Genomic DNA, 13,833 nt, shown 5'->3' with positions numbered 1-13,833 from the left:
ATCCTTTTCTAAGCATTACGGCTTGGGCGGCCCTTTTCGAGGGCGGGGCGGCTTAAGCCTTCGGCAAGTTTCCGCGCGCAGGCTGTGGATCAAAGACGTCGTTAACAAGACGTCGATTCAGGGGGTCGCGCAGTGGAGTCGAGCCATGTTCGGACTGAACTGGAGAAATTACGAGCGTCCGCAGGAATCCCTTTCCGCCGCGAGCGGAGGCGCGGTCGCCGGCAAGACCGAGCGCCGCCCGCGCATCGGCCTGGCGCTCGGCGCGGGCGCGGCCCGGGGCTGGTCGCATATCGGGGTGTTGCAGGAGCTTGAAGCCCGGAAAATCCCCATCGATGTCATCGCGGGCTCCTCGATCGGCGCTGTGGTCGGCGGCTGCTACGCCGCCGGCAAGCTCGACGCCATCGAGGCTTTCGCCCGCTCGCTGACCAAGCGCCGCGTGCTCTCCCTTCTGGACCTGTCATTCTCCGGCGCCGGCATGCTGGCGGGGTCGCGGCTGCGCGACGAACTCTCCCGCGCCCTGACTGGCCAGCGCATCGAGGATTTGCGCCTGCGCTTTGGCGCGGTGGCGACCGAAATCGGCCTCGGCCATGAGGTTTGGCTGCGGCGCGGCGATCTGGTGCAGGCGATCCGGGCCTCCTATGCGCTGCCCGGCATTTTCGAGCCGGTGCGCTTCGACGATCGCTGGCTGTTCGACGGCGCGCTGGTCAATCCGGTTCCCGTCACGCTCTGCCGGGCCATGGGGGCGGAGATTGTGATTGCGGTCAATCTGGTCGGCGACGCCGCCTATCGCGGCTCGCTGATCGCCGACCCCGGCGTGGGCGCCGGCGCCGAAGCGCCAGCCCCGCAAAAGGAGCAGGAACGCGCCGCCGACGCTCCCGCGCCGGTGAAGGAGGCGCGATGGCTGCGCCGCCAGTTCGCGCCAGGCGCGGATGGCGCGCCGGGCATCGCCACGGCGCTGCTCGAAGCCTTCAACATCACACAAGACCGCATTGCGCGGTCCCGGCTCGCCGGCGACCCGCCGGACGTGCTGATCAATGCGCGGCTGGCGAAGATCGGGTTTTTCGAGTTCCACCGCGCCGACGAACTGATTGCGCTCGGGCGCGAAGCGGCGCGCCGCGCCCTCAACGACATCGCCGAAATGGCCGCGCTGGAGCGCAAGCTGCACGAAACCACGTGAGGCGCGGGCGGGAATATTGTGGCGCGGTCGGGGACATGAACGAATTGCGCGGATGGACCGGCCCCCTCTCGGGAAGGGAGACAGCGTAAGTCGATCAAGTCCCCTCGGTCGCTAAGCGGTGGCGATGTAGTCGCGCATGGCGCGGTATTCCCACTCGATGGAATCGAGCCTGAACTTGACGACGTCGCCGATCGAGACGACGCCGACGAGCCGGTTGTGCTCCATGACCGGAATGTGGCGGAACCGTCCGCTGGTCATCATGTCCATCACATGGTCGACGGCTTCGCCGGGATCGGTCGTCACCACCTTGCTGGTCATGTGCTTGGACACGGGATCGCCCAGGACGCCGGCGCCGTAGCGGCCGATGGCGCGCACGACGTCGCGCTCGGAGATGATTCCCACCACGGCGCCGGCGCCGTCGGCGACGATCGCCGCGCCAATGCCCCTCTCGGCGAGCAGGGCGGCGGCCTCCTGAAGGGTGCGATGCGGCTGAGTCGTGATCACATCGCGGCTCTTTCCCGCGAGAATCATGGCGACGGTCATGCGGTTTCCTCCTGTTAACTTGTTGAGATACGGCTTTTTTCTTCTAACGCCGCGCTTGCTCAGCAAGTTCCCGCCGCGTGAACCACACCGCTTCGTGAGGAATCATCGACCTGTTCGCCGGCGCGCGCAAGCGCCGGCGCTCTCAAGGGCGCGCACGATTTCGTGGGGTCGCGGGGTCGGTCAGGCCTTGCGGCGCAGGTCGAACAAAGGCGCCGCCAGCAGGCCGAACAGGAAGCCGCCAAGATGGGCCTGCCAGGCGACGGGCGCTTCGGCGAGCCCGGCCCCCTGGCCGGCGAGGCCGGTGAACAGGTTCAACAGGAACCAGAAGCCGACAAAGGAGAGGATTTGGCGATTGCGCACCATCTCGCCAAAGCTGGCGAGCGGCGGCGGCGCGCCCTGGGCGCGCGGATCGCGCGCGAAAGCGCCGGGCAGGAACACGAAGCGGGCGGCGGCGCCGAAACAGGCGGATATGGCGGCGGAGGCGCCAACCATCGGATTGAGCTCGAAAGGATTGTAGGCAAATTGCGCCAGAGCGCCGGCGACGGCGCCGGCCAGGTTCAGCGCCAGGAAGCGGAACGCCCCGAAACGACGCGCCACCGGCGCGCCGAAGGCTGTGAGCCAGACCGCATTGAGCAGCAGATGCGTCCACGAACCGTGCAGCAGCGCGTAGGACACTGGGGTCAGCCAGAGCAGCGACGGCGGCGCATAGGTGAGGAAGAACTGGGCGAGTTGCGCCTGGTCGGCGGAGCTGCGCGCGACATCGTTGAGCTGGGCGACCACGCCGCTTGCGTCCACAAGCATGCCAAAGCGCGCGGGCGTGAAGGCGAAGGTCGCCAGCACCTGAATGTCGATCTCGCCGGGCAGCAGAACGCGGAAAAAATGGACCAGGAACAGCACGGCCAACGTCAAGGTGACCACGCCCGGGAGATTGAAAATCTTTTCGCGCATGGACCTTCCTTCAAGACAACGAAGGGGGAGAGCGCAGGCTCTCCCCCTTTGACGGCAGTGCGGCGGCGTTAACCATCAACGGCCGCGCGGTCAAGATGCTTCAGGCGCCATGGCTCGGCGCGGTAACGATTTCTCGACCTTTTCATCTTCCCCGAGCAGAGACGACCAAAGGAAAAATCATTGAAATCCAGCATCCTGCATTTCTTGTCTTCCGCCGCCTCATCCGGGTCGCTGTCCGTTTCGGCCGCGTGCGATGACAAGAGATTGCCAAAGTCCTAACGCTCTTACAACGTCAACCATAAATTAATGTTAACGCACCGCCCGCGACTGGCCCGTGCTTCGCACATTGCTGATCCGTAATGTTTTTTTTGGCGATTTCCGTCCTTCCACCGGACGGAACCGTCCCGGAACGGATCAAGAGCAAGAAAATGAGACAAGCCGCGACGCAGGAGCTCTATTCGTACTGGAACCAATTGCGGGGCGCGCGGCTGTCGCCGGAGCGCGAGGAAATCGATCCGACCGCCATCCGTCATATTCTCGCCGACACCATGATTCTCGAGGCGGACGAGGAGCGGCAATTTCCCATCCGCATTTCCGGAACTCGTCTCAATGCTCTGTTTTGCAACGAACAAAAGGGCGCGCCGCTGGTCGCCCTGTTCGCGCCGGAGGATCGCGCCAGCATCAGCGCCATGGTCGAGGCGGTGCTCGACAACCAGCGCCCGGCCGTCGCGGGGCTGCTGGCGGAATCGGATGTGGGCGAGGACGCGCCGCTGGAACTGCTGCTGCTACCCTTGCGGCATCGCGGAAAGACCCACGCGCGGCTGCTGGCGTCGCTGACGCCGCAGGCGCTGCCGAGCTGGTTCGGTCTGCGCGCGGCGCGGGCGCTGCGCCTTGTCGCCATGCGTTTTCTCGACAGCAGCGCGGCCGTGTCGCCATCGGAATTGATCCTGCGGCGGGAGCCGACGAAACGGCCCGCGGAGCTGGCGGCCCGCAGCCGATTGCGGCGCTTTTCTTTCTTCGTCATCCCCGGCGGGCGCGACCGCGACGCCGACAAGCCGCTCTAGATTCTCATTTGCTCCATTTTCTTCGCGGACCGGCCTCCACATTGCTCGAAAATGCGGCGCATCGAGTCGACCGCGCGTAACACCGGGTTAACCGAGGCGCTCCTACAATGCCGCCAATTGTTTAAGCTCATGGCGGTCCTATGAATCTCCGGCCCAAGATTAGCGCCACGCCGATGGAGCGGCGTCGGCACGCGCGCGTGAAATTGGCGCTGCTGGGGCGCTACATGCTTGAAGATCGTCGCGAATTTCCCTGCCAGACCAATGACGTCTCGGTGGGCGGCATTTCCGTGACCGCTCCCGTGCGCGGCGCCATCGGCGAACGCATCGTCGCCTATTTCGACGCGCTCGGCCGGATCGAGGGCACGATCATCCGGCACATCGATTTCGGCTTCGTCATGACCGCGAACATGCCGGCGTCAAAGCGCGAAAAGCTGGTGAACCAGCTGACTTGGCTCGCCAATCGCAAGGCGCTGGGGCTTCCGGAAGATCGGCGCCATGAGCGCATCGTGCCGATCGCCGCCAACACCACCTTGCGTTTCCAGGATGGCGGAACGGCCCCGGCGCGGATCGTCGACATTTCGGTGTCCGGCGCGGCGGTGTCCTGCACCGCGCAGGCGCCAATGGGAGCGATGATTCATGTCGGCCGCCGCCCGGCGCGGGTGGTGCGCGTGTTCGAGCACGGCCTGGGACTGGAATTCGCCTTGCCGCTCTCCTTCGACGAGTTCGACGAAAACGTCATCCTTTAATGCCGGTGCAGCGCTTCTAATCTTTGTCCCAGCCAGCGCCGCCAGGCCGGCGGCGGGTCGTGACGGAACGGGGGCGCGGCCAGCGTTTCCGCGCGCGGTTCGAGCGGCGCGAAGGTGCTGGTCAGGCGCGTTGGCGCGCCGGCGACGCCAGCCGCCTGAATCGCGAAGGTCAGTTCGGCGAGATGCAGGGAAAAATCCGGCGGCGGAAAGGCCGGGCGGTTTTCTGTGATCGCCTCCGCCAGTTCGGCTACGCCCAAAACCTTGTCCTGGTCGTTGATCTCGCGGCGTTTCAACGCCGCCACCGAGACGTCGTCGCGCTTGCGCCCGAGCAAGGGCAGCGGGCGGCCGCCGACGCCGAACAGGCTTCGCAAAAAACTGCTGCGCCGCACGCTCATGAATTTGCGCGCATTCAGACCGACGGCGTCGAAGGTCTCAAGAAAGACGGGGCAGCGGTAGTGCCGGTAGCTGTCGATGCTCAGCATGCCGCGCGCGCCGATCACCCGGATGGAATGATCGATCGGCGCACAAATGCTGAAAGTCAGGCGCGCCACCATGCCGGAGGCGAAGTTGAGGCAGGCGACGGAAAAATCGGGCGTGTCCATCGGCTCCGGCGTTTTGTCTGGCGCCACGACGCGCGAAAAGGCGGTGACGCTTTCAACCGGCCCAAAAATCGCGCAGAGCCAGGACAGGTGATAGCCGGCATGCTCCCAGGTGCAGCCGCTCAAACATTCGTCGCGCCAGGGCCAGGGGGCGCCGCTGCGGCTGCGCCAGGTTTCAGGCCGCATCAGCGGGATGACATTGTCGTCGAATTCGGCATAGGCGAGGCGGGGCGCGCCGATCGCGCCTTCGCGCAGAGCCTTCCACAGCGTCTGGATGCTGTCGCTCAGCACATTGCAAGGCGCGCAGGACAGTTTTAACCCGCGCGCGTCCGCCAGGGCGAGCAAGGCGCGCGAGGACTCGAAATCGTCGGTCAGCGGCTTTTCCGAATAGACATGTTTGCCGGCGTCGAGCGCGGCGCGCGTCACCTCGAAATGGCTGGCGATGCTGGTGAGATTGACCACGAGTCCGATCTCGGGATCGGCGAGCAGGGCGTCGTTGGACGGATAGGCGCGCAGTCCGTAAAACAGAGCCGGCTGTCGCAGCCGCGTGGGGTCGCGGTCGGCGATGCCTGCGATTTCGAGGCGCGGATGGCGAGGCCATGTCGCCATGTAATGGTCGAAGACATAGCCGGCGCCGATGATCCCGATTTTCATTCCGCGGGCTCCCGGTAAAAACGCTCGGGACGGCCGGTCTCGCCGCGCAGGCCCGCCGCCCAGCCCGCCAGCGCGGCCTCGAAATTCCGAAAGGCGCCGACGGCCAGGAATTCAAAGGTGCGCGCCAGCACCACGAGCGCGGTCCAGCGCAGGCGGTCCGGAAACATCCGCCGGACGAAATGCAGGCGGTTGCGGTGGTCGAGATAGACGGCGAGCGCCGACCGCTTTCCCCGCGCGCCGGCCGAGCCGATGGTGGCGCCGACCACGTGGCGCACGGTCGAATCCTCCGCCAGCGCCAGCCCGCATAGGGTTTTCGCGCGCAAACCCCATTCGAGATCCTCGTAGAAGAGGAAATAGCTTTCCTCCATCGGCCCGATCTCTTGCAGCGCCACGCGGGTGACGTAGAACGAGGCGCCGGAGGGGGCCTCGAGCAGCGTCGCCAGTTGGGCGCTGGGTTTATCCCGCGACGGCCTTGACCGCTCCAGGGCAAGCGGGCGGCAGACCAGCGGCCGCCAGCGCATGCCGCGCATCAACACCCGCTCGGGCCAGGCTGTGGAGACGAGCTGGCTGGCGACCATGCCATAGCCGCCGCGCTCGGCGCGCGCGATCAGCGCCGACAGCGCGCCCGGCTCCGGCTGGGTGTCGGGGTTGAGAATCCAGTAGCCTTGCACGCGCCGGTCCGGCTCCAGGCGCCGCAGCCACAGATTGACGCCGCCGGCATAGCCGAGGTTTTCCGGCGCCAGCCCCACCCAGACGGCCGCGCCATGGGGGCCGCCGGCGAAATGGACCAGGCGGGCGAACGGACTGGCGGAGCCGCGCGGCGCCTTGAAGATCAGCCCTTCCTCCGCGAGCAGGGCGACCAGGACGGCAAAGGCGTGGGCGCCGCCGTTTTCGACCAGGCAGATGTCGAAGGTCTCGCCGGGGTCGGCCGCGCGCAGCGCGCGCAGGCAGCGGCGGATGTCTTCGGGATTGCGATAGGCGACGATGATCACCGCTGTGGTCATGTGCGCAGCAACTCCATGAACCAGGAGAGACGACGCCAGCGCAGCCGGAACAGCAGCGCAATGGCCTCAAGTTTCAGGCGAAAGCCGGAAATTTTCCGCGACGACGCCAGTTTGATCGCGTGGACGAAGGGCGAGGCTGCGAGCGCGACGAGATAGAAGGCCCAGGCCAGAGCCCCCTGGCCGCGGCGCAGGTGGTGCAGTTCGCCCGCCACCCGGCGGTTTTTTCGCAAGAGTTCGGGCCAATCGCGCCGCGCGGGATGGCCGACCACGACGCTGTCATCGTAAACGAGCTTCAGGCCGAGGCGGACGGCGCGCCGGCTCCAGTCGAGGTCCTCGGGCGCGCCGGTGCGAAAAGGGCCGACGCGATCCAAATCGGCGCGGCGCGCGAACATGTTGCAGCCCAGGCAGAAGTCCTGGCGGACATAGCGCCGGTTGTCGAAGGCGAACACGGCTTCATAGGCCTCCGCCGCAGTCGGCCGCGGCGGATTGGCGAACAGAACCTCGACCTTGCCCGCGACCACGACGCCATCACGCAAGGTTTTCAGGCCGCGCTCCAGCCAGGTTTCGGCGGGGCGGCAGTCGGAATCGATGAAGGCGAGGTTTGGGCCGATCGCGGCCGCCAGCGCGGCGTTGCGGGCATGGGCCGCGCCCTCAAGCGGCGCCGGAACGACGCGCGCGCGGGCGCCGCAGACCTCCAAGACCTTGGCGAAGCCACAGGCCGAATTGTTGTCGGCGACGACAATCTCGAAATCTCGAAACGTCTGGCGCTCCAGCAGAGCGAGACACAGGACCAGGTTTTCGCAATCGTCGCGATGCGGAATGATCACGGAGACACAGGTCATTTGCGCGCTCCGAACAGGCCGCGCGGCGGCGCGAAGTCGAGCGACACGCCCAGCAGCGGCGCGCCCGCGGCTTCCGAAATGTCCTGCGCGCGGCGGATGCGGCGATCCAGCGTCTCGGCGATCAGCGCGCCCAACACGGCGACGCCGAGGCCGGCGACGCAGGCCAGCGCCAGGGCGGGCAGGGGCTTGGGGAAGATCGGGCTCGACGGCGGGGCCGCGACGTCGATCACGGCGATGTTGGAGAAGGACAATTGGCTTTGCAGCCGCGCCTGGACGGCGGCCCGCTGCAGCCTGTCATATTCGTCCTGCTGGAACTGGGCCTCGGCGCGCAACTGCGCGAGGCGGTCGCGCTGGCCCTGCACGCCGACCATGTCGCGGACATGAGCGGCATAGGTTTTTTCCAGTTCGGCGACCTTGACCAGCTGCGCGGCGACGCGGTCGCCGAGCTTGGTTCTGTAGGCGTCGACCGCCTGACCGATCTGACCGCGCAGCGAGTCGCGGGCGGCTTGCCGCTCCAGCATTTTGGGATGGTTGGGGCCGGCGTCGGCCTGCAGGCGCGCGATATCCGCCTCGGCCGTGGCCTGCGCCGTGCGCAGGGCGATCAGCGTTTGTACATCGGGGTTTTGGGCGTCGCTGGGGCCGCCGCCCGGGGTCGCCAATTGGCTTTGCAGGGCGACGAGCTCGGTCTTGGCGAGCGACAGCGCATTGCCGATCTGCAGCAGACGGTCGGATTCCGCGTCGCCCGCGCCCGGCGCAAGCAGACGCGCCTCCGTTTGAAAGGTTTCCAGTCGCGCGCGCGCTTCGGCGAGTCGGATCGCGACCTTCTCGATCTGGGGGGCGAACCAGTCGGCGGCTTTTTGCGCCGTCTGTCCCTTGAGCGCGATGGCCGCTTCGATGAAAGCGGCCATGACGCCATTGGCGAGGCGCGCGGCGTTTTCGGGCGAGCGGTCGCGCATCGAGAGACTGAGGACGTTGGAGCCCGGCAGGAATTTGGCGTCGAGCCTGTCTAGCAAGCGCTCCGCAGCGAACTGGCGGATGTTGTCGGGCTTGCGCCACAGCCCGGCATAGGCGGCGCGAATCTCTGGGTCGCCGTCGAGGCCCAGGCGATCCACGACATCGAGCGCGATCTGGTTGCTCTTCGCCAGCGCCGCCAGATTGCCCTGGACGATCAGCAGGCTGCCCGGCGTCGGGCCGAGGCCGCTCACCGGATCGGCTGAACTTGGATCGATGCTGGCGACGGCCGTGGCCTCGAAACGCTGCGGCGCGAGCGCCAGAGTCGCGGCCGCGCCGAGCAGCGCGCCGGCGAACAGCAGCGCGGCGAGGGCGATGCGCTTGCGCAGGACGAGGAGAAACAGCGGCAGGCTCATGTTCTTGGCTTTGGTTTCGCGTCATCGCTGACGCGGCCCCCTTCGGGTGTTGACGGGCTCAGAACAGGCGTTCGTTGACGATGACGGTGTCGTCGGCCTCGACCGGCTGGTCGATGTCGGCGGCATATTCGACGCCCGCCCGGCGCAGTTTCAGGCCCCAGCCGTCCGAGCCGAGCGGCGTGAGCCCACCCGCCAGCGCGATGGCCTGTCGGATGGTGAGCCCGGGGCGGTTGAGCGCGAACTGGCCGGGCTTGTTGACATAGCCGGTGACGTAGATGATCCGCCCCTGTTCGACGAACAGCGTGTCGTTGTTGGCGAGAAGAATTTTGGCGCCCTCCCGGCCCTCGAGCACGGCGCGAGCGGAAAAGCGAAGGACGCGGCTTCCGCGATGCACCACAAGCGTCGACTCCGCTGCGTCCTCCTGCAGGCCGCCGGCCCGGGCGAGCGCCTGCGCCAGGGTGATGGGACGGTCGAGCGTGAAGGCGCCGGGCTCGCGGACTTCGCCGAGCACGGAGACCTGCAGTCCAAAACTCTGCACCTCCACGGACACCTGCGCCGCCTTGACCAGGCCCTTGTCCCTGAGCAGCGCCGCGATTTGCGCGGCGAGCGCGCCGGTCGTGCGTCCGGCGGCGCGCAGGCGCCCGACATAGCTCAGCGCCAGCGTGCCGTCGGGCTCGACCCGCGCGCTGGCCGAGAAATCCGGCTGGCCGAGCACGCCGACCTGCACCACGTCATTAGTGGTGAGCGTGCGCCCGCCCGATTCAGCGGCGCGCGCGACATCGGCGCCGCAGACCAGCGCCAGCAGAATGGTGAGAACGAGGAGCAGAGGGCGGCTTTTCATGGGTCTCAATAGGGTTTGAAGTCGACGCCGATCATGGCGAGGGTGGTTTGGGTTTGGCCCGCCGCCACGCTGCGAATCCCGCGCAGAAAACTCGCGGTCAGGCTGGTGAACGGGGTCATCTGGTAGACGGCGCGGCCCGAAACGGTGTTCAGAGTCGTGCCGCCGTAAAGGCCGGGGGTCGTGGGGCCGTTCTCGAGGCGCAGGCGGCCGAGGCCGGCGGTGAAGCTGAGTTTTGGCGTGGGACGCCAGGTCAGCGACAGATTGAGCGTCTGCGCGATCTGGGAATTGGCCACGATCGAGATGGGGGCGTTGAGCGTGCGGCTGGCGCTGAACGAGGCGCGCCAGAGTTCGGACGGGGTCCACAGGAGTTCGGCGTCGTACACGGCGATCTGGTTCGGCGCGGCGCCGGGGGTGGTGGGAGCGGCGCTGGCGCCGATCATCGCCCTGGCCTCCCACAGCGGCGAAAACGCTCGCCTGTAGGACGCCTGGAGGTCGGTGAGGGTCGAGTCCGGGCTCAGGGTTCCCGTGGCCTGCGGAAAGCGCAGGCCGGTGAGTTTGATGAAGAGTTCGGCGTGGTCGCGGTTGCGCCCCTCATAGTCCAGGCCGAGCTTGCCATAGGCCTTGTCGTTGTCCAGCGCCTGCGCGCTGACGGTCGAATGGCGCAGGCTGGAGGCGCCGCCGCCGACAAGCGCGCCGAAGGGACCGGAGACGGCGCAGCGCCCCTCGTCGTCCAGTTTGCGCGTGCGCAAAATGTCCTGGCCCGGCCCCGAGGCCTGATCGAAATCGGACTGCTTGTCGCTGGCTTCGGCGGCGAGCCTCCCCTTGCACGGCTCTCCCAGGCGTTGGTCCCAGCCGAGGCGCAGGGCGCGGTCGTGAAGCGAGGCCGAGGGATCATCGAGGTAATCCGTGGCCGTGAGAGTCGCTGAGGCGGTGAAGGCCTGTTGTCCCAGGCGCAGCCGCGCGGTGGCGCCAACGCCGGTCTGGGACAGGGCGCTGGCTTTCGGCTGGACGCCCGGGGGGCTGTTCAGGATGTTGTCGTTGAAGCCGCCGTATTGATGCAGATCGAGCAGGACGGGCGAGTCCGACCAGTTGAAGGTTTGCGGCCAGCTTATGGGCCAGTCCTGGGGGAGCGCCGCGGCGGGCGCGGCCAGCGCCAGGGCAAGGGCGAGCGCGACCGCCGCCACCGCCTTCCCCTGCGCATGCCCGCCGGCGCGGTCCGCCCGTCTCATCTGCGCGTTCTCCAGCCTCCCGGACGCAGCGGGCCGCGCGGTGTGAAAGCCAAGGCGAGGTTAATGCAGGCTTGCGCCGTCAAATGGCTGGAGCGTGACATTGCACGGCCTCGCTTTCCGCCGCTTGCGCGAAAACCTGCACGCGCGCCATCTTGCTGGTGCTGACCACCAGCGCGCCCTCGGGGTTGCGCCTGAGCGCCTGTTCCAGGATTTCTGCTATGCCGAGTCTGGGCTGGCGTTGGCGCGCCGCCGCGACATATCCGTAGGTGAGTTGCGGCGCCCGCCCGCGCGCGACCAGCGCGTCGGCCTCGCGCAGGTCGAGGCTGTCGGGATGCTGAATGATTTCGGCCAGGGGCGGCGCGTGGTCGAGGAAGGCGAGCGCGCTCTCGGCGCTCGTGACCGCGACGCCATAGGCGCCGATGCGGCCCTGCGCGCGCAGACTGTCCAGCCAGGACCGCCATTCGTCGGCGGCGAGAAGGTCGAGGCGCGGCGCATGCAGCAGGAAAAGGTCGATGTGGTCTCGGCCGAGCCGTCGCAGGCTGCCGGAAAGCGACTCCCTCGCCCGCGACAGGGAAAAGTCCACCTGCGCCCGCGACAGCGCCGGCGCTAGTTTTCCCGCGGCCTTGCGCAGGAAGATCGCGGAGGCGGGGCTGTCCTCGCCCGCCGGCGCGTAAAGGCCGACCTTGCTGGTCACGGTGAGGCCAGGCCTGGATTTAAGCAAGGGCGCGAGGTCGCGCTCCGCCATGCCGAACCCGTAGGAGGGCGCGACATCGAAATGCGTGAAGCCCGCATCCGCCGCCTCCGCCAGCAATCTTGCGCGCGCCAGATCTGCGCCCGCATTGAACAGGCGGGCGCAGCCGAACACGAATCGCGATAGGCGCAGGTTGCAGCCGGGTAGGGGCAGGGTGCGGATCATGCACAATCATGACGCGCAATTTTCTCCCCACACAACCAACCGCCCGCTTGCATTGCGCCCGCCGCGCGACGTGATCCCGGCCCAAGCCGCAGCTGGTCGTCCCCTGGATGGCGAGCGCGGGGCTCTGAGTCGGCTTTTGGCGTCGGGGCTGCGCCAACCCCTTGGATGCGCAGATCGATTCCGATCCTGGCCCTGCTTGGTCCTGGCGGCGCTGGCGACGCGCGTTGGCGCCGCGTGGCGGCAAAAAACATTTTTCTTACCTTAGGTTAGATTGATTTATGCATAAATGCAAGAAAAGAGCGTGAGTTTTGCATGCGTTGCTGCGCCTAGAGCTTTCTCGTCGAAAAGCTATACAACCGAATGCGTGTATACCCAGAATTTTGCTTTTGAATTGACCTGATCGCCGGGTTCATTCCTTCTAATTGCACATGACATGACGGCGCGCCGTCACCCGAAGCCAGATAGCGTGGAGAAAACAACGTGTCTTCGACGCGAACGGGGAAGTCGTGCGTGATCGTGGTGGAAAACCTGCCGGTTCCACTCGACCGCCGCGTGTGGCAGGAAGCCCAGGCGCTGCGCCGCGCCGGCTTGCAGGTTTCTGTGATCTGCCCGGCCACAGTGGATTATCCCGCGCGTTTCGAAATTCTCGACGGCGTCGAAATTCATCGGCATCCCCTGCCTTTGCAGGCGCGGGGACGCTGCGGCTTCGTGATCGAATATGCCGCCGCGCTCTATCACGAGGCGCGGCTCCTGCTCCGCATCCATCGGCGGCGCGGCGTCGACGTCATCCAGGCCTGCAATCCGCCCGATCTCATCGTCTTGGCCGCCCTGCCGCTGCTGGCGATGGGCGCGCGATTCATCTTCGACCAGCACGATCTCTGCCCCGAACTTTATGAAGCCAAGTTCAGCCGGCGCGGCCCGTTTTACTGGCTGTTGCGCGCGGCGGAGCGGTTCACCTACGCCTGCGCCGATCAGGTGGTGACCGCCAATGATGCGTTTCGCGAGGTCGCGCTGGCCCGGGGCGCCAAGGGGGGGCGGGTTGCTTCGGTCTATTCCTACCCCGACACGACATGGCTGCGGGCGCGAAAAAAACCGCAGGCGGTGAAGGACAAACCCGTGCTCGGCTATCTCGGCGTGATCGGCGATCAGGATGGGGTGGACGGGCTGGTGCGCGCCGTCGACCATCTGGTGCATGTCGACGCTTTCACCGATTTTCGTGCGCTTGTCGTCGGCGACGGGCCGGCGCTGGGTGGCGTCGCCGCGCTGGCCCATGACTTGCGTGTCGACGACTACATCACCTTCACCGGGTTCCTCACCGGGGAAAAACTTGCGGCTCAGCTCGCCGCCTTCGACATCGGCCTCATTCCGGACCCGCTCAATCCCAGCAACGACCGGATGAGCATGAACAAGGTTTTTGAATATTGCGCGCTCGGCGTGCCGACCGTCGCCTTTCCGCTGGTCGAGACCCGGCGGCTGCTCGGCGACGCCGGCGTTTACGCGAAGGGCGGGAGGCCGCAGGACTTGGCGGAGGCCACGCTGCCGCTGCTGCGCGACAACGCGCTGCGGGCCGCGCTGGCGGAAGGCGCGCGGCGGAGGTCCGCGCGGTTCGATTGGGCGCGCGAGGCGCAAAAATATCTGCGGGTCTATGACAGATGTCTGGGCCTGCCGCAGCCGCTGGCGTTCGAGGAGCGCCGGGGCGCGGGCGTGCTGCTTCCGGGGGAGTGAGCGCAGGGGGCTTCGCGTCGCGCGCTACTCTTGCCATTTTCATGAGACGACGGGCGCGTTCCTGTCCCCGCGAAGGAGGTCGACCGGTGATGGGGTGGACGGCGCCCCGAAGCGGCATCGATGTGCCATGATGGTCGTCGGTGAAACTCCCGTCAGATGAGGCGCCGTCCATGGGCAA

Annotated in this window: 13 protein-coding genes; 4 read left to right on the top strand and 9 right to left on the bottom strand. The window is 67.0% G+C overall.

All coding sequences use genetic code 11. From position 1 onward, the window contains the following. Positions 1 to 145 precede the first annotated feature (145 nt). Entirely contained in the window at positions 146 to 1,177 is a 1,032-nt protein-coding gene (locus M2320_RS08015; protein WP_264596827.1) for a patatin-like phospholipase family protein, read from the top strand. 111 nt (positions 1,178 to 1,288) lie between these two features. Here M2320_RS08015 and M2320_RS08010 read toward each other — a convergent pair whose 3' ends face one another. Further along, positions 1,289 to 1,720: a CBS domain-containing protein gene (locus M2320_RS08010; RefSeq protein WP_184425188.1), complete on the bottom strand. Its 432-nt coding sequence runs from the start codon at positions 1,718 to 1,720 to the stop codon at positions 1,289 to 1,291. Between the two features lie 180 nt (positions 1,721 to 1,900). After that, the gene (locus tag M2320_RS08005) at positions 1,901 to 2,668 is read right to left on the bottom strand and encodes a rhomboid family intramembrane serine protease (protein ID WP_264596826.1); all 768 of its coding nucleotides are present in this window, start codon (positions 2,666 to 2,668) and stop codon (positions 1,901 to 1,903) included. Positions 2,669 to 3,096: 428 nt separating this feature from the next. On the opposite strand from M2320_RS08005, the gene M2320_RS08000 reads away from it, so the two are divergent. Together M2320_RS08000 and M2320_RS07995 are read left to right on the top strand one after the other, a co-directional pair. Continuing rightward, the gene (locus tag M2320_RS08000; protein ID WP_264596825.1) at positions 3,097 to 3,732 is read left to right on the top strand and encodes a PAS domain-containing protein; all 636 of its coding nucleotides are present in this window, start codon (positions 3,097 to 3,099) and stop codon (positions 3,730 to 3,732) included. Positions 3,733 to 3,872: 140 nt separating this feature from the next. After that, positions 3,873 to 4,478, top strand: a complete 606-nt coding sequence (locus tag M2320_RS07995) for a PilZ domain-containing protein (RefSeq protein ID WP_184425194.1) — start codon at positions 3,873 to 3,875, stop codon at positions 4,476 to 4,478. On the opposite strand, the gene M2320_RS07990 is transcribed toward M2320_RS07995, so the two are convergent. The 7 genes from M2320_RS07990 to M2320_RS07960 form a co-directional block, all read right to left on the bottom strand. Beyond that, positions 4,475 to 5,731 carry a Gfo/Idh/MocA family protein gene (locus M2320_RS07990; RefSeq protein WP_264596824.1) on the bottom strand — a complete coding sequence of 419 codons (1,257 nt, stop codon included), beginning with the start codon at positions 5,729 to 5,731 and terminating at the stop codon, positions 4,475 to 4,477. The two genes, M2320_RS07995 and M2320_RS07990, sit on opposite strands and share 4 nt — an antisense overlap. Further along, positions 5,728 to 6,735, bottom strand: a complete 1,008-nt coding sequence (locus M2320_RS07985) for a glycosyltransferase family 2 protein (protein ID WP_264596823.1) — start codon at positions 6,733 to 6,735, stop codon at positions 5,728 to 5,730. Before M2320_RS07985 ends, M2320_RS07990 begins: the two co-directional genes overlap by 4 nt. Beyond that, positions 6,732 to 7,577 carry a glycosyltransferase family 2 protein gene (locus tag M2320_RS07980; RefSeq protein ID WP_264596822.1) on the bottom strand — a complete coding sequence of 282 codons (846 nt, stop codon included), beginning with the start codon at positions 7,575 to 7,577 and terminating at the stop codon, positions 6,732 to 6,734. The genes M2320_RS07985 and M2320_RS07980 overlap by 4 nt, the downstream gene beginning before the upstream one ends. Further along, complete coding sequence (locus tag M2320_RS07975; protein ID WP_264596821.1) at positions 7,574 to 8,944, bottom strand: GumC family protein; 1,371 nt, start codon at positions 8,942 to 8,944, stop codon at positions 7,574 to 7,576. Before M2320_RS07975 ends, M2320_RS07980 begins: the two co-directional genes overlap by 4 nt. A 58-nt stretch (positions 8,945 to 9,002) precedes the next feature. Beyond that, positions 9,003 to 9,785: an SLBB domain-containing protein gene (locus M2320_RS07970; RefSeq protein WP_264596820.1), complete on the bottom strand. Its 783-nt coding sequence runs from the start codon at positions 9,783 to 9,785 to the stop codon at positions 9,003 to 9,005. 5 nt (positions 9,786 to 9,790) lie between these two features. Further along, the gene (locus M2320_RS07965; RefSeq protein WP_264596819.1) at positions 9,791 to 11,014 is read right to left on the bottom strand and encodes a hypothetical protein; all 1,224 of its coding nucleotides are present in this window, start codon (positions 11,012 to 11,014) and stop codon (positions 9,791 to 9,793) included. A 79-nt stretch (positions 11,015 to 11,093) separates the two neighbouring features. Then, positions 11,094 to 11,930: an aldo/keto reductase gene (locus M2320_RS07960; protein ID WP_264596818.1), complete on the bottom strand. Its 837-nt coding sequence runs from the start codon at positions 11,928 to 11,930 to the stop codon at positions 11,094 to 11,096. Between the two features lie 480 nt (positions 11,931 to 12,410). Here M2320_RS07960 and M2320_RS07955 point away from each other — a divergent pair, with 480 nt between their 5' ends. Then, entirely contained in the window at positions 12,411 to 13,655 is a 1,245-nt protein-coding gene (locus tag M2320_RS07955) for a glycosyltransferase family 4 protein (RefSeq protein ID WP_264596817.1), read from the top strand. The last annotated feature ends 178 nt before the right edge of the window (positions 13,656 to 13,833 follow it).

The organism is Rhodoblastus acidophilus, from assembly GCF_025961575.1.
Lineage (GTDB): Bacteria > Pseudomonadota > Alphaproteobacteria > Rhizobiales > Beijerinckiaceae > Rhodoblastus > Rhodoblastus acidophilus_C.
Note: the sequence above shows the minus strand (reverse complement) of the source record. Positions and strands in the feature narration are given on the sequence as shown.

Coding starts and splice junctions, on each gene's coding strand:
- M2320_RS08015 (WP_264596827.1), top strand. CDS start 146: ATGTTCGGACTGAACTGGAGAAATTACGAGCGTCCGCAGGAATCCCTT.
- M2320_RS08010 (WP_184425188.1), bottom strand. CDS start 1,720: ATGACCGTCGCCATGATTCTCGCGGGAAAGAGCCGCGATGTGATCACG.
- M2320_RS08005 (WP_264596826.1), bottom strand. CDS start 2,668: ATGCGCGAAAAGATTTTCAATCTCCCGGGCGTGGTCACCTTGACGTTG.
- M2320_RS08000 (WP_264596825.1), top strand. CDS start 3,097: ATGAGACAAGCCGCGACGCAGGAGCTCTATTCGTACTGGAACCAATTG.
- M2320_RS07995 (WP_184425194.1), top strand. CDS start 3,873: ATGAATCTCCGGCCCAAGATTAGCGCCACGCCGATGGAGCGGCGTCGG.
- M2320_RS07990 (WP_264596824.1), bottom strand. CDS start 5,731: ATGAAAATCGGGATCATCGGCGCCGGCTATGTCTTCGACCATTACATG.
- M2320_RS07985 (WP_264596823.1), bottom strand. CDS start 6,735: ATGACCACAGCGGTGATCATCGTCGCCTATCGCAATCCCGAAGACATC.
- M2320_RS07980 (WP_264596822.1), bottom strand. CDS start 7,577: ATGACCTGTGTCTCCGTGATCATTCCGCATCGCGACGATTGCGAAAAC.
- M2320_RS07975 (WP_264596821.1), bottom strand. CDS start 8,944: ATGAGCCTGCCGCTGTTTCTCCTCGTCCTGCGCAAGCGCATCGCCCTC.
- M2320_RS07970 (WP_264596820.1), bottom strand. CDS start 9,785: ATGAAAAGCCGCCCTCTGCTCCTCGTTCTCACCATTCTGCTGGCGCTG.
- M2320_RS07965 (WP_264596819.1), bottom strand. CDS start 11,014: ATGAGACGGGCGGACCGCGCCGGCGGGCATGCGCAGGGGAAGGCGGTG.
- M2320_RS07960 (WP_264596818.1), bottom strand. CDS start 11,930: ATGATCCGCACCCTGCCCCTACCCGGCTGCAACCTGCGCCTATCGCGA.